The organism is Uliginosibacterium sp. sgz301328 (assembly GCF_041807905.1).
Taxonomy (GTDB): domain Bacteria; phylum Pseudomonadota; class Gammaproteobacteria; order Burkholderiales; family Rhodocyclaceae; genus JBGVSA01.
On the sequence record NZ_JBGVSA010000003.1, the window covers coordinates 188,741 to 207,701 of the forward strand.

General features: G+C 63.1%; 20 protein-coding genes and 1 other RNA gene. 11 read left to right on the forward strand and 10 right to left on the reverse strand.

From position 1 onward, the window contains the following. The first annotated feature begins 11 nt into the window (after positions 1–11). From ACDA63_RS03615 to ACDA63_RS03625, 3 genes are read left to right on the forward strand one after another with little or no spacing between them, the layout of a single operon-like run. On the forward strand, positions 12–266 hold the full coding sequence (locus ACDA63_RS03615; protein WP_373661808.1) for a PP0621 family protein: 255 nt from the start codon (positions 12–14) through the stop codon (positions 264–266). Beyond that, positions 263–1,801: a PAS domain-containing sensor histidine kinase gene (locus ACDA63_RS03620; RefSeq protein ID WP_373661809.1), complete on the forward strand. Its 1,539-nt coding sequence runs from the start codon at positions 263–265 to the stop codon at positions 1,799–1,801. The genes ACDA63_RS03615 and ACDA63_RS03620 overlap by 4 nt, the downstream gene beginning before the upstream one ends. Further along, positions 1,798–3,192: a sigma-54-dependent transcriptional regulator gene (locus ACDA63_RS03625; RefSeq protein ID WP_373661810.1), complete on the forward strand. Its 1,395-nt coding sequence runs from the start codon at positions 1,798–1,800 to the stop codon at positions 3,190–3,192. Before ACDA63_RS03620 ends, ACDA63_RS03625 begins: the two co-directional genes overlap by 4 nt. A gap of 8 nt (positions 3,193–3,200) precedes the next feature. On the opposite strand, the gene ACDA63_RS03630 is transcribed toward ACDA63_RS03625, so the two are convergent. After that, a complete protein-coding gene (locus ACDA63_RS03630) occupies positions 3,201–3,470 on the reverse strand; it encodes a DUF4212 domain-containing protein (protein ID WP_373661811.1) in 270 nt (89 codons plus the stop codon). A 122-nt stretch (positions 3,471–3,592) separates the two neighbouring features. On the opposite strand from ACDA63_RS03630, the gene ACDA63_RS03635 reads away from it, so the two are divergent. Continuing rightward, on the forward strand, positions 3,593–4,804 hold the full coding sequence (locus ACDA63_RS03635) for a glycosyltransferase (RefSeq protein ID WP_373661812.1): 1,212 nt from the start codon (positions 3,593–3,595) through the stop codon (positions 4,802–4,804). A gap of 49 nt (positions 4,805–4,853) precedes the next feature. On the opposite strand, the gene ACDA63_RS03640 is transcribed toward ACDA63_RS03635, so the two are convergent. The 5 genes from ACDA63_RS03640 to petA all read right to left on the reverse strand — a co-directional run bounded on the left by ACDA63_RS03640 (position 4,854) and on the right by petA (position 8,920). Next, on the reverse strand, positions 4,854–5,312 hold the full coding sequence (locus ACDA63_RS03640; protein ID WP_373661813.1) for a ClpXP protease specificity-enhancing factor: 459 nt from the start codon (positions 5,310–5,312) through the stop codon (positions 4,854–4,856). A gap of 103 nt (positions 5,313–5,415) precedes the next feature. Beyond that, the gene (locus ACDA63_RS03645) at positions 5,416–6,012 is read right to left on the reverse strand and encodes a glutathione S-transferase N-terminal domain-containing protein (protein ID WP_373661814.1); all 597 of its coding nucleotides are present in this window, start codon (positions 6,010–6,012) and stop codon (positions 5,416–5,418) included. A 104-nt stretch (positions 6,013–6,116) separates the two neighbouring features. After that, positions 6,117–6,887, reverse strand: coding sequence for a cytochrome c1 (locus ACDA63_RS03650; RefSeq protein ID WP_373661815.1), 771 nt, complete (start codon positions 6,885–6,887; stop codon positions 6,117–6,119). Next, positions 6,887–8,281, reverse strand: coding sequence for a cytochrome bc complex cytochrome b subunit (locus ACDA63_RS03655; RefSeq protein WP_373661816.1), 1,395 nt, complete (start codon positions 8,279–8,281; stop codon positions 6,887–6,889). Before ACDA63_RS03655 ends, ACDA63_RS03650 begins: the two co-directional genes overlap by 1 nt. Before the next feature lie 3 nt (positions 8,282–8,284). Beyond that, complete coding sequence (gene petA, locus ACDA63_RS03660; RefSeq protein ID WP_373661817.1) at positions 8,285–8,920, reverse strand: ubiquinol-cytochrome c reductase iron-sulfur subunit; 636 nt, start codon at positions 8,918–8,920, stop codon at positions 8,285–8,287. Between the two features lie 204 nt (positions 8,921–9,124). Here petA and ACDA63_RS03665 point away from each other — a divergent pair, with 204 nt between their 5' ends. From ACDA63_RS03665 to ACDA63_RS03675, 3 genes are all read left to right on the forward strand, one after another. Beyond that, positions 9,125–9,895, forward strand: a complete 771-nt coding sequence (locus ACDA63_RS03665; protein WP_373661818.1) for an HAD-IIA family hydrolase — start codon at positions 9,125–9,127, stop codon at positions 9,893–9,895. 151 nt (positions 9,896–10,046) lie between these two features. After that, positions 10,047–10,814: an enoyl-ACP reductase FabI gene (fabI, locus tag ACDA63_RS03670; RefSeq protein WP_373661819.1), complete on the forward strand. Its 768-nt coding sequence runs from the start codon at positions 10,047–10,049 to the stop codon at positions 10,812–10,814. Then, a complete protein-coding gene (locus tag ACDA63_RS03675; protein WP_373661820.1) occupies positions 10,814–11,311 on the forward strand; it encodes a MaoC/PaaZ C-terminal domain-containing protein in 498 nt (165 codons plus the stop codon). Before fabI ends, ACDA63_RS03675 begins: the two co-directional genes overlap by 1 nt. Before the next feature lie 5 nt (positions 11,312–11,316). Here ACDA63_RS03675 and recR read toward each other — a convergent pair whose 3' ends face one another. Genes recR through dnaX form a run of 3 tightly spaced genes read right to left on the reverse strand, consistent with a single transcriptional unit; the run spans position 11,317 to position 14,072 of the window. Then, positions 11,317–11,904, reverse strand: a complete 588-nt coding sequence (recR, locus tag ACDA63_RS03680; protein WP_373661821.1) for a recombination mediator RecR — start codon at positions 11,902–11,904, stop codon at positions 11,317–11,319. Positions 11,905–11,954: 50 nt separating this feature from the next. Then, the gene (locus tag ACDA63_RS03685; RefSeq protein ID WP_373661822.1) at positions 11,955–12,278 is read right to left on the reverse strand and encodes a YbaB/EbfC family nucleoid-associated protein; all 324 of its coding nucleotides are present in this window, start codon (positions 12,276–12,278) and stop codon (positions 11,955–11,957) included. A gap of 12 nt (positions 12,279–12,290) precedes the next feature. Next, complete coding sequence (dnaX, locus tag ACDA63_RS03690; RefSeq protein WP_373661823.1) at positions 12,291–14,072, reverse strand: DNA polymerase III subunit gamma/tau; 1,782 nt, start codon at positions 14,070–14,072, stop codon at positions 12,291–12,293. A 177-nt stretch (positions 14,073–14,249) separates the two neighbouring features. On the opposite strand from dnaX, the gene ACDA63_RS03695 reads away from it, so the two are divergent. Further along, positions 14,250–14,633 carry a DUF6394 family protein gene (locus ACDA63_RS03695; RefSeq protein WP_373661824.1) on the forward strand — a complete coding sequence of 128 codons (384 nt, stop codon included), beginning with the start codon at positions 14,250–14,252 and terminating at the stop codon, positions 14,631–14,633. Between the two features lie 6 nt (positions 14,634–14,639). Beyond that, positions 14,640–16,370 (forward strand): NAD-binding protein, encoded by a 1,731-nt coding sequence (locus tag ACDA63_RS03700; protein ID WP_373661825.1) that lies wholly within the window; start codon positions 14,640–14,642, stop codon positions 16,368–16,370. Positions 16,371–16,387: 17 nt separating this feature from the next. On the opposite strand, the gene ffs is transcribed toward ACDA63_RS03700, so the two are convergent. After that, an RNA gene (ffs, locus tag ACDA63_RS03705) (signal recognition particle sRNA small type) lies at positions 16,388–16,485 on the reverse strand. Between the two features lie 431 nt (positions 16,486–16,916). On the opposite strand from ffs, the gene ACDA63_RS03710 reads away from it, so the two are divergent. Together ACDA63_RS03710 and ACDA63_RS03715 are read left to right on the forward strand one after the other, a co-directional pair. Continuing rightward, a complete protein-coding gene (locus ACDA63_RS03710) occupies positions 16,917–17,411 on the forward strand; it encodes a MarR family winged helix-turn-helix transcriptional regulator (protein ID WP_373661826.1) in 495 nt (164 codons plus the stop codon). Between the two features lie 11 nt (positions 17,412–17,422). Then, complete coding sequence (locus tag ACDA63_RS03715; RefSeq protein ID WP_373661827.1) at positions 17,423–18,961, forward strand: MFS transporter; 1,539 nt, start codon at positions 17,423–17,425, stop codon at positions 18,959–18,961.

The window sequence follows — 18,961 nt, forward strand, 5'->3', positions numbered from 1 at the left end:
CGAATTTCGGCATGCAAAAGATCCTTCTGTTCCTGCTCCTGCTGGCCGCCATCTATTACTGGCGCAAGCTGCTGGTGAGCGACAAAAAGAAAACCCGACCGACCGAGTCGTCCTCGCCCACGCAGCAACCTGCCTCACGCATCGAAACCATGCTGCCCTGCGCCCATTGCGGTGTGCTGGTGCCGCAGAGCGAAGGCACGACCGTGGCATCGCACTTCTATTGTTCGCAGGAACACGCACGCCTGGGTCCGGCCTCGCACTCATGATCCCGGCCGACGCGCTGCCGCAGGAGTCGTCGCGGTCGGTTTCGATCCGCTACTTCAACCTCTACCGCGTCGTCCTCGCCAGCGCGTTCGCCATCTTCGGCAGCATCTTCGCCCTCGGCGAGATCTCGCCGCACGTCTTCTTCGCATTGGTCGCCGTCTACTGGCTGCTGGCGGTGGCGTTCATCGCGCTGCCGGCCGAGCGCCAGGCCAGCAATGTGATGCTCGCGCTGCAGGTGGCCGCCGACATCTTCGTGCTGACGCTGCTGATGTTCCTGTCGGGCGGCGCGCGCACGGGCATTCCGTATCTGATGATGGTCACCGTGGCCGCGGCCGGACTCGTCAGCGAGGGCCGCATGGTGCTGGGCTTTGCCGCACTGGCGACGATCGCGGTGCTGTTCGAGCAGTTGGTGCGCGTGCTGATCGGTCTGGGACAAATCACCGACTTCACCCGCGTGGGCATGAGTTGCGTGGGTTTTTTCGCCGTCGCCCTGCTCTCGCGCATGCTGGCCCGCCGCGCCCTGGCCAATGAAGAGCTCGCGCTGCGCCGTGGATTGGATCTCGAACGGCAGATGCGCGTGAATGCCCGCATCATCGAAGACATGCAGGACGGGGTGGTGGTGATCGACGGCGAAGGTGCGATCCGCCAACGCAATCCGAGCGCAATCGACCTGCTCGGCCGCGACATGCGTCCTGGCTCGCTGCTGGTGGATTTTTCGCCGATTCTGGCCGACCTGGCCGCACGCCACGACCAGGGCCTGGAGCGCGCCACGTTCCGTTCGCCCGCCAGTTGCCGCACGCTGCGCCTGCGCGTGGCAGAAGCCGGCGGCGACCGCGTGCTATACCTCGAAGACCTCGATCGCATCCAGGCACAGGCACAGCAGATCAAGCTGGCGGCGCTGGGGCGGCTGACCGCGAACATCGCGCATGAGATCCGCAACCCGCTGTCGTCCATCACGCACGCGTCGGATCTGCTGGCGGAAGAGAAACGGGGTGACCTGCAACTGCGACTGCTGCGGATCGTGCAGGACAACGCGGCGCGCATCGAGCGCATGGTCAAGGACGTCCTGGAACTGGGCCGGCGCGATCACATCACGACCGAGTCGCTGGAGCTGGCTGTCTTCCTGCGCACGTTCGTCGATGAGCTGGAACTGCACACGCCGCAAGCCAGTGCGTGTGTGCGACTGGAGTGCGAGCCGGCCCTGCGCGTGAGCTTCGATCGCGTGCACCTGCACCAGATCCTGACCAATCTGGTCAGCAACGCGCTGCGGCACTGCCGCGGCAACGCCGATTCGGTGCGGCTCGAAGCCTTCGCCGCCGACGGCGCCATCGCGATCCAGGTGCAGGACGACGGCCCGGGCGTGCCTGCGGCCGACCGCAACAAGGTCTTTGAACCATTTTTCACCTCCGACCCCAAGGGGACGGGGCTCGGCCTGTATATCGCCCGCGAACTGGCCGAGGCCAATGACGCGCATCTGCGCCTGATGGACAGCACCATCGGCGCGCTCTTCCGGATCACCGCCAGGAGTGCCGCATGACGACACAACCCGACACCGACCGCCGCACCCGCAGCCGCGGGGCAGACATCCTGGTCATCGATGATGAGGATGACATCCGCGAGTTGATCGAACTTTCGCTCTCGCGCATGGGCCTGGGGGCCGACACGGCGGGGTCGGTCGGCGAAGCGATGGAGTTGCTGTCGCAGAAAAGCTACCGGCTGTGCTTGACCGACATGCGCCTGCCGGATGGCGACGGCCTGCAGGTAGTGCGCCACATTGCCACGCACGGCATGGACTTGCCGGTGGCCGTCATCACTGCGCACGGCAGCACCGACAACGCGGTGGCCGCGCTCAAGGCCGGCGCGTTCGACTATCTGTCCAAGCCCGTATCGCTGGAACAGTTGCGAGCGTTGGTCAAATCGGCGCTGGACGTTCCCCTCGCGGAAACCGAGGCGCCGCCCGACACGCAACAGATGATCGGCGAGTCGGCCGCCATGCAGCAGGTGCGCAGCATGGTCGAACGGCTCGCGCGCAGCCAGGCCCCTGTGTATGTGTCGGGTGAGTCCGGCAGCGGCAAGGAACGCGCGGCTCGCATGATCCACGTGCTCGGGCCTCGTTCTGACAAGCCTTTCGTGGCGGTCAACTGCGGTGCGATTCCCGAAAACCTCATGGAGTCGGAGTTCTTCGGCTATCGCAAAGGGGCTTTCACCGGCGCCGAATCGGATCGCGACGGTTTCTTCCAGGCCGCCAACGGCGGCACGCTGTTTCTCGACGAGGTCGCCGACCTGCCGCTGGCCATGCAGGTGAAGTTGCTGCGGGTCATCCAGGAGCGCCGCGTCCGGCGCATCGGCGAGACACAGGAGCAACCCGTCGACGTGCGCATCATCAGCGCCACGCACCAGAACCTGCGCGAGCGCGTTGAACAGAACCGCTTCCGGCAGGATCTGTTCTATCGCCTCAATGTGATCGAGCTTCCCATGCCGTCATTGCGCGAGCGACGTGAAGACGTGCCGCTGCTGGCGCACTCGATCCTGCAGCGCCTGGCCCGCGATGCCGGGCTCGAGGCGCCGGTGCTGACGCCTTCAGCGCTGCGTGCGCTGGAGCACTACGGCTTTCCTGGCAATGTGCGCGAGCTGGAGAACATTCTCGAACGTGCGCTGGCGCTGGCAACGGGGCCGCGCATCGATGCGGACGATCTGCGCCTGGACCCGCCGCACGAGGAGAGCGTGGGCACCGAGGCCCCCGCACCGGGCGGTGCATTGCAGGACTACCTGGATCGCGTGGAACGCCAGGCGATCGTCGATGCGCTGGGCCGCACGGAAGGCAACCGGACGGCAGCCGCGCGGCAGCTCGGCGTGACGTTCCGCTCGTTGCGCTACCGCATGGAGCGCCTGGGGCTCAAGGGCGACAAGGACGAGCGCGAACAGTGATCACCCGGTCAGGAGTGCGTTGAACGGTCGGCTGCGGATTCGGCTTCGAGGGCTTCGTCATCCAGCGCATCCATGCGATGCGCGTAGCCCCACACGATGATGAGATAGATGATCAGCACGCCCTGCGCGCTCATGTAGAAGCCAAGTGGAAAGCCCAGGAAGGTCCACGCGTTCAGGCTGCGCGCAAAGAAGCTGACGGTAAACGTCGCGGCAAACCAAAGCACCAGCAGGGTGATGGTGAGGCGCCGCGTGCGCATCCAGTACAAGGTCGTGTGCATGCCGGCATGGTAGGTGGGCGGGCATGGCCGGCAAGGCAGGCTTTCCCTCATGGGCACTGCAACATGGCAGTCATGGGCGCTCGCTACAGTCGGCGGAATTCATCTCCTCCCGGGCGCCTTCCATGCACGTGCTGATGATCTCGGACGTCTTTTTTCCGCGCATCAACGGCGTTTCGACCTCCATCGAAACCTTCAGGGCCGAACTCCACGCACAGGGCGTCAGGACCTCCCTGCTCGCTCCGGCCTACCCCGCCGAGGACGATCACGACGACGTCATTCGCATCGAATCGCGCTACCTGCCGATGGACCCCGAGGATCGCATGATGAAGCGCGGCGCGATCCGGCAATGGCTCGCCGCGCATCGCAAGGGGACGGAGCGCTTCGACCTGGTCCACATCCAGACGCCGTTCGTGGCGCACTACGCCGGACTGGAAATCGCGCGGACGCTGGGCGTGCCCGCCGTGGCGACTTACCACACCTATTTCGAAGAATACCTGCACCACTACGTGCCTTTCCTGCCGGAAGGCTGGATGCGCGGCGCGGCGCGACGTTTTTCGCGTTCGCAATGCAATGCGCTGGATGCCGTCATCGTTCCTTCGCGCGCTATGGCGGACACGTTGGCTGCGTATGGCGTGGAACGGCCCGTGCACATCCTCCCCACGGGGTTGCCCAACGATCGCTTCGGCGGTGGCGACGGCGACGATTTCCGCACGCGTTATCGCATCGAACCCAATCGTCCGCTGCTGCTTTTTGTCGGGCGCGTGGCCCACGAGAAAAACATCGCCTTCCTGATCGAAGTGATGGGGAAGTTGCGCGCGTCGCATCCCGAGGCACTGCTGCTGGTCACGGGCGAAGGGCCCGCGCTGGGCGCGTTGCGCGAACAGGTCACAAGCGCGGGCCTGACCGCCCAGGTGCGCTTTCTAGGCTACCTGGACCGACGCCACGAATTGGCCGATTGTTACCGGGCGGCCGACGTTTTCGTGTTCGCATCGCGCACCGAGACGCAGGGTCTCGTGCTGCTGGAAGCCATGGCGCAGGGCAAGCCGGTGGTGGCGCTGTCCGTCATGGGCACGCGCGACATTCTGGAAGGTGCGCCGGGCGCGATGGTCGCGCCGGACGACGTACGAGGCTTTGCCGAATGCGTGCGCGGACTGCTCGAGTCACCCGTCCTCCGACAGGAAATGGGCGAGCAGGCTCGACAGTATGCGCACCGCTGGCGCGCCGACGAGATGGCGCGTCGCATGGCGCAGCTCTATGAATCGATGGTGACGCCGCTTGCCCGGAGCGACGCCACGAGCAGCGACGAACACGCACATGTGCTGAGGGCGGGCTAGTCAGGCCCGCTCGAAGGATGGACGTCGCTGGAACGCCCTTACGGCGTGCTTACTTGATGACGCGCAGATGGCCGCCACGACCGCCCGGGGGCGTCGGCTTGTCGCCGGACGGGTCCGGTTCGTCGTCGTGTTTCGTCGCGGACGCCGGAGCGGCCGCAGGCTGGGTGCCCGCCATTTCGATGCCCGGGCCGACATGGTCGCCCGGCTCGAACGCCATGCCTTGCCCGTTTTCGCGCGCGTAGATGGCGATGATGTTACCCATCGGCACATACAGCGAATGCGCGACGCCGCCGAAACGCGCCTGGCAGGTCACGTCCTCGTTGGTGATGGACAGTTGGTGCGTGGCGAAAGGCGCGATGTTGAGCACGATCTGACCATCGCGGACGAAAGCCGCGGGCACGCGCGTCGAGGCATCCACGGCCACCACGATGTGGGGCGTGAATCCGTTGTCGACGCACCAGTCGAAGAGCGCACGTACAAGATAGGGCTTGGTGGACGTCTGGCTCATGGTCGGATCGGCGGGGAAAGTCTGGACATTGTGTCACGCCGCGCACACCGGGAACATGCCCGGCGTGTCGCGACACCGCCACCCGGAGGCGGCGGCTGCAATGTCAGCGGCGCATGGCGCGCTCGGACGGGGTCAGGGCGTCGATGAAGCCCTGGCGGGTGAAGATGCGCTCGGCGTACTTCATGAGCGGAGCGGCGGTCTTGCCCAGGTCGATGCCGTAGTGCTCGAGGCGCCACAGCAGCGGGGCGATCGCCACGTCGAGCATGGAGAACTCGTCGCCCAGCATGTACTTCTGCTTGACGAACATCGGCACCAGTTGGAGCAACTGGTCGCGCACATGGGCGCGCGCCTTGTCGGCCGTCTTCTGGTTCTTTTCCAGCGCTTCGATATGCGAGAACAGCTCGTTTTCCAGCGTGTGCAGCAACTGGCGGGCACGGGCACGCATGATCGGATCGGGCGGCATCAGTTGCGGATGCGGGAAGCGCTCGTCGATGTACTCGTTGATGATGTTCGACTCGTAGAGCACCAGGTCACGGTCAACCAGCACCGGCACGCGGTTGTACGGGTTGATGACGGCGATGTCTTCAGGCTTGTTGAACAGGTCAACGTCGATCACCTGAAAGTCCATTCCCTTTTCGAACAGCACGATCCGGCAACGGTGGCTGAAGGGGTCCGTGGTGCCGGAATAAAGATTCATCATTGCGGAATTACTCCAGGAATACTCATTGTCGCGAACAATGCGCCGCGCGGGCGGCGCATCGCTGTCGCGACGGGCTAACAACATCATTTCGGTGGCACATCCGGTCAATGCACGTCTTTCCAGAAGGCGCGCTTCAACAGATAGGTCAGCACCGCCAGCACGGCCAGCACGGCCAGAACGAACCAGCCGATGGTCTTGCGTGTCTCCTGTGCGGGTTCGCCCATCCAGGTTATGAAAGACACCAGGTCCGCGATGTTTTCATCGTATTCGTCTTTGGACATCTTGCCCGGTACGGCAATTTCCAGCCCTTCGATGATCGAAGTCTGGTTGCCATGCCCGTCGTCCTTGGTGACGATCTTGGGTACCTGCTCGCCCTGGAGCTCCCACAACACATGCGGCATGCCGACATTGGGGAAGACCAGGTTGTTCCAGCCGGTCGGACGCGAGTCGTCACGGTAGAACTTGCGCAGGTAGGTATACAGCCAGTCCGGGCCGCTGCCGGCTTCGGACGCGCGCGCGCGGGCGATGAGCGTCAGGTCGGGCGGCGCGGCCCCGAACCAGGCCTTGCCGTCTTCGTGGCGCAGGGCCACCTTCATCTGCTCACCGACCTTGTCGGCGGTGAACAGCAAATTATCCCTGATTTGGTCGTCGTTGAGTCCGATCTGCTCAAGTTTGTTGTAACGAAAGTTGCTCGCCGAATGGCAGTTCAGGCAGTAGTTGACGAACAACTTGGCGCCATTCTGCAGCGAGGCGTTGTCGAATTGCAGCGGAGCCTTGTCCAGATGCAGCTCGCCTTCGGCATGAGCCGCCAGCGGAGCCAGCATGACGGAGCCGGCCAGCGCCAGCGAACGCAGGATCTTGGTCATAGTGCGCATCAGGCGGTCACCCTTTCCGGCTCAGGCCGCGTTTTGTCCAGTCGCGAGTACCAGGGCATGAAGGCGAAGAAACTGAGGTAGAGGATCGAGCAAATCTGCGAAACCAGCCCACCGATCGGCGACGGCGGCTGGATGCCGAGGTAGCCGAGGATGATGAACGCGACGACAAAGACGCCCAGAATCGTCTTGAACAGCGGCCCCTTGTAGCGGATCGACTTGACGGGACTGCGGTCCAGCCACGGCAGGAAGGCGAAGAGCAGCACCGAGCCGCCCATCAGCACGACGCCCCAGACCTTGGCTTCAAGCAGGAACAGCACGGCCACCACGACGGCCGTAATGACCAGCGATGCCGTCTTGCCGGACTTTTTCTTTGCGCTCAGGAAGCTCAGCACCCCCACGATGATGGCCAGGATCGCCAGCCACCAGATGAAGTCGGACGTGGTCGCACGCAGGATCGAGTAGAACGGCGTGAAGTACCACACTGGCGCGATGTGCGGCGGCGTCTTGAGCGGGTCGGCGGGCAGGAAGTTGTTGGCTTCGAGGAAGTAGCCCCCCCCTTCCGGCATGAAGAACACGATCAGCGCAAAGACCATCAGGAAGATGACCGAGCCGAAGATGTCCTTGACGGTGTAGTACGGATGGAACGGGATTCCGTCCAGCGGGATGCCATTGGCGTCCTTGTGCTTCTTGATTTCCACCCCGTCAGGGTTGTTCGAGCCCACTTCATGCAGCGCGATCAGGTGCGCTGCCACCAGACCGACGAGCACCAGCGGGATGGCGATGACGTGGAAGCTGAAGAAGCGGTTCAGCGTCGCGTCGGACACCACGTAGTCGCCGCGGATGAACAGCGACAGGTCGGGCCCGATCAGCGGAATCGCCGAGAACAGGTTCACGATCACCTGCGCCCCCCAGAACGACATCTGGCCCCATGGCAGCAGGTAACCGAAGAAGGCCTCGGCCATCAGGCACAGAAAGATCGCCACGCCAAACAGCCAGACCAGTTCGCGCGGCTTGCGGTACGAGCCATACAGCAGCCCGCGGAACATGTGCAGATACACCACGATGAAGAACGCCGATGCGCCCGTCGAGTGCAGGTACCGGATGATCCAGCCGCCCGGCACGTCGCGCATGATGTATTCGACGCTGGCGAAGGCCGCCGGGATGCCGGAATCGTTGAGTGCGGCGTCGGGCTTGTAGTGCATCACCAGGAAGATGCCGGTGACGATCTGCATGACCAGCACCAGCAGCGCGAGCGAGCCGAAGAAGTACCAGAAATTGAAGTTCTTGGGCGCGTAGTACTCCGCCATGTGCTCCTTGTAGAGCTTGGAGGCAGGAAAGCGCGCGTCGACCCAGCCAAGAAGCTGCTGGGCATACTGTTGAACGTTGCCCTTCATCGATTAGGCCCCTTTTCCGTCTTCGCCAATCAGGATGCGCGTATCCGACAGGTAGTAATGCGGCGGAATCGGCAGATTGTCCGGCGCCGGCTTGTTCTTGAATACGCGGGCGGCCAGGTCGAACGTCGAGCCGTGGCACGGGCACAGGAAACCTCCCGGCCAGTCGCCCCCCATGGCCGGGTCGGCCACGACGAACTTGGGCGACGGCGAGCAGCCCAGGTGCGTGCAGATACCGATACAGACCAGGTATTCAGGCTTGATCGAACGATAGGCACCCTTGATGTAGGGGGGCTGGTCTGCGTGAGTCGATTCCGGATCGGCAAGCAGAGAGGTGTCTTTCTCCAGCTCGGCCAGTTGCTCCTTGGTACGACGGATGATCCAGACGGGCTTGCCGCGCCACTCCACGGTCATCATTTCGCCCGGCTGCAGCTTGCCGATATCGGCCTCGACCGGCGCGCCGGCCGCCTTGGCCCGTTCGGATGGCGTAAAGCTCGCCACAAAAGGAACCGCCGCACCTACACCCGCTGCTCCACCAACGACAGCAGTGGCAACCAGCAGGTTACGGCGGCTGCAGTCGGTACAACCGGCACTGGCTTCGGCGCCGGTCGTATTCGACCCAGTGTTATTGTCGTCGCTCATTGAAAGCCCCGGAAAAGAGTCACGAAATGCAAAAACTTGCGAAGTATAACGAAAGACCCTAGCGCGATTAAAGTCTTGTGGTGGATCAAACTGCCGAAAGGCGCTTGGTTGCTGGATCTGGCCGCATTCTGGGACGAATCCTGTCAAACTCTTGGCATAACTCGCTAGACTTTCTCCTCCACCCTTACCAAGCCGCAGACAACAATGGTCAAAAGCGTCATTTGCGATATGGACGGCGTGATTTACCGGGGCAAACAACTGATCCCGGGCGCCAATGATTTCGTGCAGCGTCTGCTCGCTGCGCAAACGCCTTTCCTCTTCCTAACCAACAACGCCGAACAGACCCCGCTGGATCTGAAAATCAAGCTCGAACAACTGGGCATCCAGGGCGTCACCACGGACAACTTCATCACCAGCGCCATGGCGACGGCCATGTTCCTCAAGCAGCAGAAGGAACACGCGTCGGCTTACGTGCTGGGCGGCGGCGGCCTGATCAGCGCCTTGTACAACGTGGGCTTTTCGATGTCGGAATCAAACCCCGACTACGTGGTGGTCGCCAAGAGCACCATGTTCAATTTTGACCAATTGAAGAAGGCAGTGCGCCTCATCGACAACGGCGCCAAGTTCATCGGCACGAACCCGGACATGATCGACCCGATCGAAGGCGGCAATGAGCCGGCTGCGGGGACGATCCTGGCGGCGATTTCGGCGGCCACGGGCAAGAAGCCCTACATCGTCGGCAAACCCAATGCGCTGATGATGACGCTGGCCACGCGCAAGCTCGGCGTACACGCCGAAGAGGCGGTGATGATCGGCGATCGCATGGACACCGACATCGTCGGCGGCATGGAGGCCGGCATGAAGACGGCACTGGTGCTGTCTGGCGTGACGACGCCGGAAATCATGGCTCACTTTCCCTACAAGCCCGACTACGTGTTCAACAACGTCGGCGAGATCGATCCGGCCGTCCTGTAAGCGTTTGGCCGGCGCGGCGACGCGGATGTTCCGCAGGCGCGCCGGCCTTGCCCAAGGGTTCTCGCTGCAACGCAGCATTCGTTGATCAAAACAGAGAAATCCTACGGATTACCGTCTATCTTTGTTGCAGGCGCACATAAAGGAAGACGGTATGTTCAATCTCACGGGCAAACACGGGCTGGTCGTTGGAATCGCCAACGACCACAGCATTGCATACGGCTGTGCCAAGGCCTTCCAGCGCGGAGGCGCGAAGCTTGCGGCCACCTACCTCAACGCCAAGGCCGAACCCTACGTACGGCCGCTCGCCGAAGAAGTGGGCGCCGAACTGATCTTGCCGATGGATGTCGAGCACGAAGGCGAAATGGAAGCCGTCTTCGACGCCATCAAGAACCAGTGGGGCAAGCTCGACTTCCTGGTGCACTCGATTGCCTTCGCTCCCAAGGACGACCTGCACGGCCGCGTGGTGGATAGTTCGCGCGAAGGCTTCATGCGGGCCATGGACATTTCCTGCCATTCCTTCATGCGCATGGCCCGACTGGCCGAGCCGTTGATGCACAACGGCGGCTGCATGCTGACGATGAGCTACCAGGGCGCCGATGAAGTGGTGTCGAACTACGGCATCATGGGGCCGGTCAAGGCCGCGCTCCAATCGGCTTCGCGCTACATGGCGGCAGAACTCGGCCCGCGCGGCATCCGCGTCCATGCGATCTCGCCGGGCCCACTGGCGACCCGCGCGGCATCGGGCATTCGCGATTTTGACCAGCTCATGGAAACGGCCATCGAGCGCTCCCCCCTGCACCGACTGGTGGACATCGACGACGTCGGCGCGCTGTGCGCCTATCTCGTCAGTGACGGAGCACGCTCGCTGACGGGCGGGACGATCCATATCGACGGCGGTTACAACATCGTCAGAGGCTGATGATGATCCTCGAGAACCGCACCTACGACGAAATCGCCGTGGGCGAAACGGCAACGCTCACGCGCACGATCACTGAAGCGGACGTGCAGTTGTTCGCTGCATTCTCTGGCGATGTGAATCCGGCGCATCTCGACGTCGAATACGCGATCGCCACGCCATTCAAGGGCCTCATCGCGCACGGCATGATCACTGGCTCACTCGTTTCGACGGTCTTGGGCACACAGTTGCCCGGCCCGGGCACGATCTACGTGGAGCAGCAATTGCGTTTCCGCCGCCCGGTGCATTTCGGCGACAGACTGACGGTGACACTGCGCTGCGCGGAAAAAGTGGACGCGAAGAAGCGCGTTCGCTTCGATTGCGAGTGCGTCAACCAGAACGGGGAAGTGGTGACCTCGGGCATTGCTGAAGTGGTCGCGCCGACCGAGAAGATCCGGCGCGAGGCACATGCCACTCCGCCGGTGAGCCTCGGCGGCGCACCTTACGCAGCGCAGGACTGAATCGGCTAGAGCGACCGACGCTCGAAGAGTGCTTGCGCCAACGTGCCAATATCGGTGTGTTCCAGCTCGCCGCCAACCGGCACGCCGCGCGCAATCCGGCTCACTTTGAGCCCGCGCGCGCGCAGCATCTCGCCGACGTAATGCGCAGTGGCTTCGCCTTCGTTGGTGAAGTTGGTGGCGACGATGACTTCCTGGACCGCGCCATCCGTGGCACGGTTGATCAGCTTATCCAGCTTGAGCTCACGCGGGCCGATGCCATCGAGCGGCGAAATGCGCCCCATCAGCACGTAATACAGGCCCTTGTAGGCGAGGGTCTGCTCCATGATGGCCAAGTCCGAGGGCATTTCGACCACGCATAGCACGCTACCGTCTCGCTGTGGGCTGGCGCAGCGCTCGCAGACATCGGTTTCCGAAAAGGTATTGCAGCGCGAACAATGGCCGACCTGACCGAGCGCCGCAGTCAATGCGCCCGCCAGCCGCGCGGCGCCTTCGCGATCGCGTTGCAGCAGGTGATAGACCATGCGCTGGGCCGACTTCGGACCGACGCCGGGCAGGATGCGCAAGGCATCGGTCAGTTGTTCGAGCAGGGACATCGTAAGGTCGGCAAATAAAAAGGGGCGGAGAGAAGTCCGCCCCGGAGGAATCAGAACGGCAGCTTGAAGCCGGGCGGCAGGTTCAAGCCGGCGGAGAAGCCAGCCATTTTCTCCTGCGTGGTGCTCTCGACCTTGCGAACCGCATCATTCAGAGCGGCGGCAACGAGGTCTTCCAGCATTTCCTTGTCGTCCATCACCGACTCGTCGATGTTGACGCGCTTGACGTCGTACTTGCAGGTCATCAGCACCTTCACGGCGCCCGCACCGGACTGGCCTTCGACTTCGATGGTCGCCAGGCTGTCCTGCACCTTTTTCATGTTGTCCTGCATCTGTTGGGCCTGTTTCATCAGGCCGGCGATTCCGCCCTTCATCATGTCGGTCTACTCCTAAATAGGTTTCACACTGGCTTCGACAAGGGTTGCATCGAAGCGCTCAATCATTTCCTGGACGAACGGGTCGCCTTCGAGGGCGGCCACCGCCTCGACATGGCGCTGACGCCGTTCCGCGTCATTGCGCTGGGCGGGTGTCTCGCTGGCGACTTCGCCGACTTCGATAACCGCCCGGACGGAGCGGCCGAAGTATTGGCCAAGCCCTTCCTGAAGTTTGGTCACCGATGATGGCATTGCCATCAAATGTTTGTGCGATGGTGCCAGACGCAAGCGGACCGCACCTTCGGTCACGCTCAGCAACTCACAGTTCTGGGCAAGCTCGCGCACCATGCCGCCGAGCGACATGCGCGCGATGATGCCGTGCCAGTCGTCGGTCTGCTGCGCCGAGTGATACGCGGCGGGAGGCGCTTCAGACACACCGACGGGTGCGGCGGGCGCTTCTTCCTTCACCGCTTCGGCGGCAGGAGGGGCGGCATCCTCGACCGCCGGCGGAGAAGCCGGGGCTTCGTCTTCCCACGGCAAGGGGCGCGACGACGCACGTGGTGCGGAGGCCTCCATTGCGGCCGCAGGTTCGGCCGTACGCGGCTGAGCGCGCGGCGCAGGCTGTTCGGTGCGAGCAGGCACCGGCCGTGGCGGAACGGGTCTCGCCAGCCCCCCACCCGCCGGACCTTGCGCTGGCGCGCTGCCGGCTCCGCCTGCATCCGGCCGGAACGCGTGCAAGCGCAAGAGCGCCATGGTGAAACCCGTGTAGGCGTCGGGTGCCAACGCCAGTTCTTCGCGCGAGTGCAGCGCGATCTGGTAGGCAAGCTGGAGGAATTCGGCGTCGAACAGGGCACCGTAGTGCTGCAGTTGTTCACGCTCGAAATTGTCCATGATGGCTTGCGGCGCGAACTGTGCCAGCGCGATGCGATGCAACAGGCTGGCCAATGACTGCAGGGCCACGTCGAAAGACAGGCTGCGCGCGTCCATGGCGTCGGCCACGCTCAGCAATGCCGAAATGTCCTGCGCGTGGAGCGCATCGAGCAATTCGAACAGATGCTCGTCGCCGACCGTGCCAAGCATTTCGATGACTTGCGCCTCTTCGACCTTACCGGCGCCGTGGGCAATCGCTTGGTCGAGCAGCGACAGCGCGTCGCGCATCGAACCGTTGGCACCCCGCGCGAGATGGCGCAGCGCGCCGGGCTCGAACGGCACGCTCTCGCTCGTCAGAACGTTCGTCAGATGCTCGACGATGTGCGTCTGCGGCATCTGCTTGAGATTGAACTGCAGGCAGCGCGACAGCACAGTGACGGGAATCTTCTGCGGGTCGGTCGTCGCCAGGATGAACTTCATGTGCTCCGGCGGCTCCTCCAGCGTCTTGAGCATGGCGTTGAAGGCATGCCCGGTGAGCATGTGCACTTCGTCGATCATGTAGACCTTGTAGCGGCCACGAGCCGGTGCGTAGGCGGCCTTTTCGAGCAATGCCGCCATGTCGTCCACGCCGCGGTTCGAGGCCGCGTCCATCTCGATGTAATCGACGAAGCGCCCGGCATCGATCTCGGTGCAGGCCGTGCATACGCCGCACGGAGTGGCCGTAACGCCGGTTTCGCAATTCAGCGATTTGGCGAGGATGCGCGAGATGGTGGTCTTGCCGACGCCGCGAGTGCCGGTAAACAGGTACGCATGGTGAAGGCGTCCGGTCTGCAGCGCGTGCGTCAGGGCACGCACGACGTGCTCCTGCCCTACCAGCGTGGCAAAGTTCCGGGGGCGCCACTTGCGGGCAAGGACCTGATAGCTCATGGCATGCGATTCTATCAGAGGGCGAGGCGCAGGCCGCGCAACGCAACATCGACCAAAGTGGCACGACTCGCGTGGCGACAACGCCCCGAAGCGCAGCGTAGCATCGGCGTCAAGCCGCCAGCCCGGGGCGCACTTATACTGGCCGGCAGCACATTCCAACAGCAAGGGGACGCATCCATGAATCTCGAAAAGGTGATTTTCGGGTTCTTCATCATCCTGACCTCGACACTCAACTTTGGCTTCTGTATCGGCACCATCGACGAGGTCTCGCATCACCATCCGACTGAACTCTTCGCCACGCTGGTCGTCAGCCTGATCACGCTGGTGCTCAAGTTCGGCGACCGCACCCACCTGGGCGCCACGCACCTGGCCACCAGCCTGGCGGGCGTGCTGCAGATCACCGCCGCCTGCATGGTGTGGGGCTGGCACGTTTCCATACAGGGGCAAGCCATGGACGGACCGACGATGTCGGTCGTCGTCTCGCTGGCCAGCGGGGCACTTCTTGCGAACGGCATATCCGTCGTGCTGCTGATCGGCGAAACGCTGCGCCAGTCCCGGTAAGCCGCCATGAGCGATACGCTGATGCTGATCCTGCGACGCATGCGTCGGCCGCTGATCGTCATCATCACGGTGCTGTCGATCTCAGTGTTCGGGCTGGCCCACATGCCGGGTGTGGATGCCGACGGCAACCCGGCGACGCTGGGCTATTTCCACGCCCTGTACATCGTCAGCTATACCGCCACGACGATCGGCTATGGCGAGGTGCCCTACCCGTTTTCCGAAGCACAGCGGGCGTGGGTGATCTTCTCGATCTATCTGTCGGTGACGACCTGGGCCTACGCCGTGGGCAGCATTCTGCATATGATGCGCGACCCGGCGTTCCGCGCCGCCATGGCGCGTAACCAGTTCAATGCACGGGTACGACGGCTGGAAGAGCCCTTCATCCTGATCGTCGGCTATGGACAGAGTGGCATGCTGCTGGCCCGCATGCTCGACCGCATCGGTTGGCGAACGGTGATCGTGGAGGTACGCCCCGAACGCGCGGGGCGCGCCGATCTCGAAGAGTACGTACGTGCGCCGATCGTGCTGGCTGCGGACGGGCGCCTGCCGGAAGTGCTCGTCGATGCCGGCGTGACGTCCCGCATGTGCCAGGTAATGGTCGTGCTCAGCGGCAACGACGAAACCGTCCAGTCGGTCGCCGTCAGCGGCACCATCCTGAACCCGGGCCTGCGGATCATTGCCCGGGTCACCGCGCCGATTGCCACGGAAAACCTGGACCCGTTCCCTCGTATCGAGACGGTCAATGCCTTCGAGAGCTTCGCCTCGAACATCGGGCTCGATCTCGGCTCGCCAGAAACGCTGCGTATCGAAGAGTGGCTGACTGGTCTGCCCGGCTCGCCCCGGCCCGACATCCTTGGCTTGCCAATGGGGCACTGGATCATCTGCGGGTTCGGTCGGTTCGGCTATTACGCTTCGCTGGCGCTCGAGAAAGCCGGGGCGACGTGGACGGCCATCGACGACAATCCGGCGCTCAAGGACCATCCCAACCTGCTGCGACGGACCTATAGCCGCGAGGCGCTGCATGAGGCCGGTATCGATCGCGCCGTCGGCCTGCTGGTCGGCACCGATCAGGACCCGATCAACCTCGCCGCGGTCAACCGCGCGCGTCAGATCAACCCGAAACTGTTCATCGCCATCCGTCAGACGCACGCCATGAACGCCAGCCTGATCGAGGCGGCGCGCGCCGACGTTCGCTTCATTCAGGCGGATGTCATCTCGCACGAAGTGCGGCAACTGATCACGTCGCCGCTGCTCAACCGTTTCCTGAACGCCGTGCGGTCCAACACGGGCGATCTCGTTGAGCGCACGGGCTCGGCGCTGGAAGCGGCGGTGGGCGATTCGGTGCCGTTCCTGTGGGTGCTCAGTTGCATGACGTCCTATCCGGGCCTGCGTGAGGCCCTGTCACCCGACGCCGATCCGCCGCTGATGATCGCGGACTTCCTGACGCACCCAAACAACGCCCCGCAACTCCTTTCTGCCACGCCCTTGCTGATGTTGCGCGGACGCGAGCAGATCCTGCTGCCATCGCCGGACACCGTGCTCAAGGCTGGTGACAAAGTGCTGTTTGCGGGCAACTGGGACGCCGAACAGCTACAGCGGCAATACCTCTATTCGCCGTCTCCGCCCCAGGCAATGCGCAAGGGCACCGAGCCGCCCAGGAGCTGGTTGTTCAGACAGTTGGCAAAGCGGCATGCGCGATTGCACGCCCGAAATGAGAAGCGGGTACGACCGATATGACCGTACCCGCTGAATGAGGCGGCGAGCCTGACCCCCGGCACTTGCAGGAAGCGGTTATGGCTGCTTCCTTCCGGACCTGACCAGATTCCCACGCTGCAATGCGAGGAGACCCGCCGTGCCGAAGCATATCACGGACGGCAGCCCCGCCGCCGCCACTTTCATGTCTGCATAAACACCGTCGCGGCGACTTCATTCATTAATACAATCACGCAACGCAATATCGATGCTTTTTTATGATGACGATTTGCCCTGCGTAACAGTTCGCTCGCAGACCGTCCTACTGGCCCGAAGAGGCATTCCCTGGACGCGTCGCGCGCCTCTCACACCGGTCCACCAGTCGAGCGCCTGCGGCGAGCGCGCGGCAAGGCGCTCGACATTTTCTGACGCCACAACCCTATCAATTCATGCGAACCGGCACGCCTTGGCGTGCCCTTTTTGTTATCAGGGCTGACTACATTTGCTGACACTGCCATGCAGGGAAAAAGCACCGGAATCTAGTTCCAAACGGTATAATTTCACCCGGTCTTTTCTGACCAGGAGCGTCGAATGACTACTTTCGAAGACCGAATCGGGCGTTATTTCGAGCAGTACCCTTCCGCTCCGCGCTCCGCGCTTGTCGCATCGAGACTGATCTTTTTCGTGGCGCAGCGCCTCGATCAATACATCGATACCGCCCTGGCACCCTATGGGCTCCAACGGCGCCAGTACTTGCTGATGACGGTACTGGCCAGCAAAGAGCGAGCGAATCGTGTCATCACGCCATCCGAACTGGGCGAAATACTCGACGCCACCCGCACGCAGATCACCCGCCTTCTCGATGGGCTGGAAGCGCGCGGATTGGTACAGCGCAACCCCGTGCTAAAGGACCGGCGCAGCTTCGCGGTCGATCTCACTCAGACGGGCGAAGCGCTCTTCAGACAAGCGACGCCGGCAGTCCACGGTGCGCACGAACGCCTATGGGAAGAACTCGGCACCAAAGCAACCACGCAGACAATCGAACACTTGCGGCAGCTCTACCGCCATCTGGGTGGCGAGCAATAAGAGCCTCCACCATGCAGCGCCGTCTTCATGCCTGGGTCCGGCTGAGCAAGCAACGCCTTTTGATGGCCTTGCTGGCGCTGATGACGGGCGTGGAGTTTCTCGAAAACCTCATGTTCGTCTTTGGCGCCACCCACATCATGGGTGGCATCGGCGCTTCGCCACGCGAGTTCGCGCTGGCGCAGGCCGCCTACGCCATGGGCAGCATGATCATGATCGTCAAGCAGCAATGGCTGGCGGCGCATTACGGCTATCGCCGCTATCTGACGGTCGCGCTGGCGATATTCCTTGCGGGTACGCTGGCCTGCGCCAACGCCGAGAGCATCGGCATGCTGATCGCATTTCGCTTCGTGCAGGGGATCGGTGGCGGCGCATTGTTCACGAGCAGCCGGATTCTGGTGAACCTGTTGTTCAAGCCCGCTGACCGGCCACGCGCAGTGAAGCACTTCATGATCGGCATCTTCGGCGCTTCGGCACTCGCCCCCGGACTTGCCGCCGAATTGATGGAACACGGCACCTGGCAGACGATCTTCTACGGCGCCGTGCCATTCGCGGTGATCGCCCTGATCGGTGCGGCGACACTGCTGCCCCAGGCAGAGCCACGCGACGACGAACGCACCTGGGAAATCGCTCCGCTGCTTCTCTTTGCCTCGGCAGTGGTGGTGCTGCAATTCATGCTGAGCGAATTGCGCTACGACATCTTCGCCCACCCCATCCACCTGATCGCGCTGGGAACGCTAGGCCTGTCCATGCTGGGGGGGTTTGTCTACCACCAGTGGCACCATCCCGCACCGCTGCTGCATGTTCGCACCCTGCATGACCCGACGTACCTGACCGGCCTGGTGCTGTACTTCATGTACTACACCCTGACCAACTTCGCAGGCTACGTGTTTCCGGTATTCGCCGAACAGGCGCTCGGCGTGCCGCTGCGCGTGGCCGGCTGGCTCAACAGTTTCGCCGGGGCCATCAGCCTGTGCGCCATCCTGGTCTATCTGAAGGTAGCCAAGCGCTTTCCTCGCAAGCGGCCCTTGATGATCTGTGGCGCCATGACGATGGTATTCACAGCGTTGTGGTATTCGCACCTGCCCCCCAACGCGACGGTCGGCATGCTCGCGTTCGGCCTGATTCCGAAAGGACTGTTCGGCGTATTGCTCGTCATCCCCATCGCCGGCCTGACTTTTCGCGGGCTCGGCGACGATGGCTTTCCGCATGGTTATCAGAGCAAGAACCTGATCCGGCAGTTGGCGACCTCATCATCCAGCGCGCTTGCTGCCGTGCTGCTCAACAATCGGCAATTCGCGGTGCACAGCCATCTCGCGAGCCACGTTCAGCCGGACAACCCGGCCATCTCGCAATGGATGAGCCAGATGCAGCACGCGCTGATGGCGCAGGGCATGGATGCGGCGACGGCGTGGCAAGGTGCTTTGGCAGAGCTGAGCGCAACGCTCAACCGACAGGCCCTGCTCATCGCCTGCGGGGACATCTACCGCCTGCTCGCCGCGTTCGCGCTGCTCACGGCAATCGTGGTGTGGGCACAGCGACGACTGCCCTGA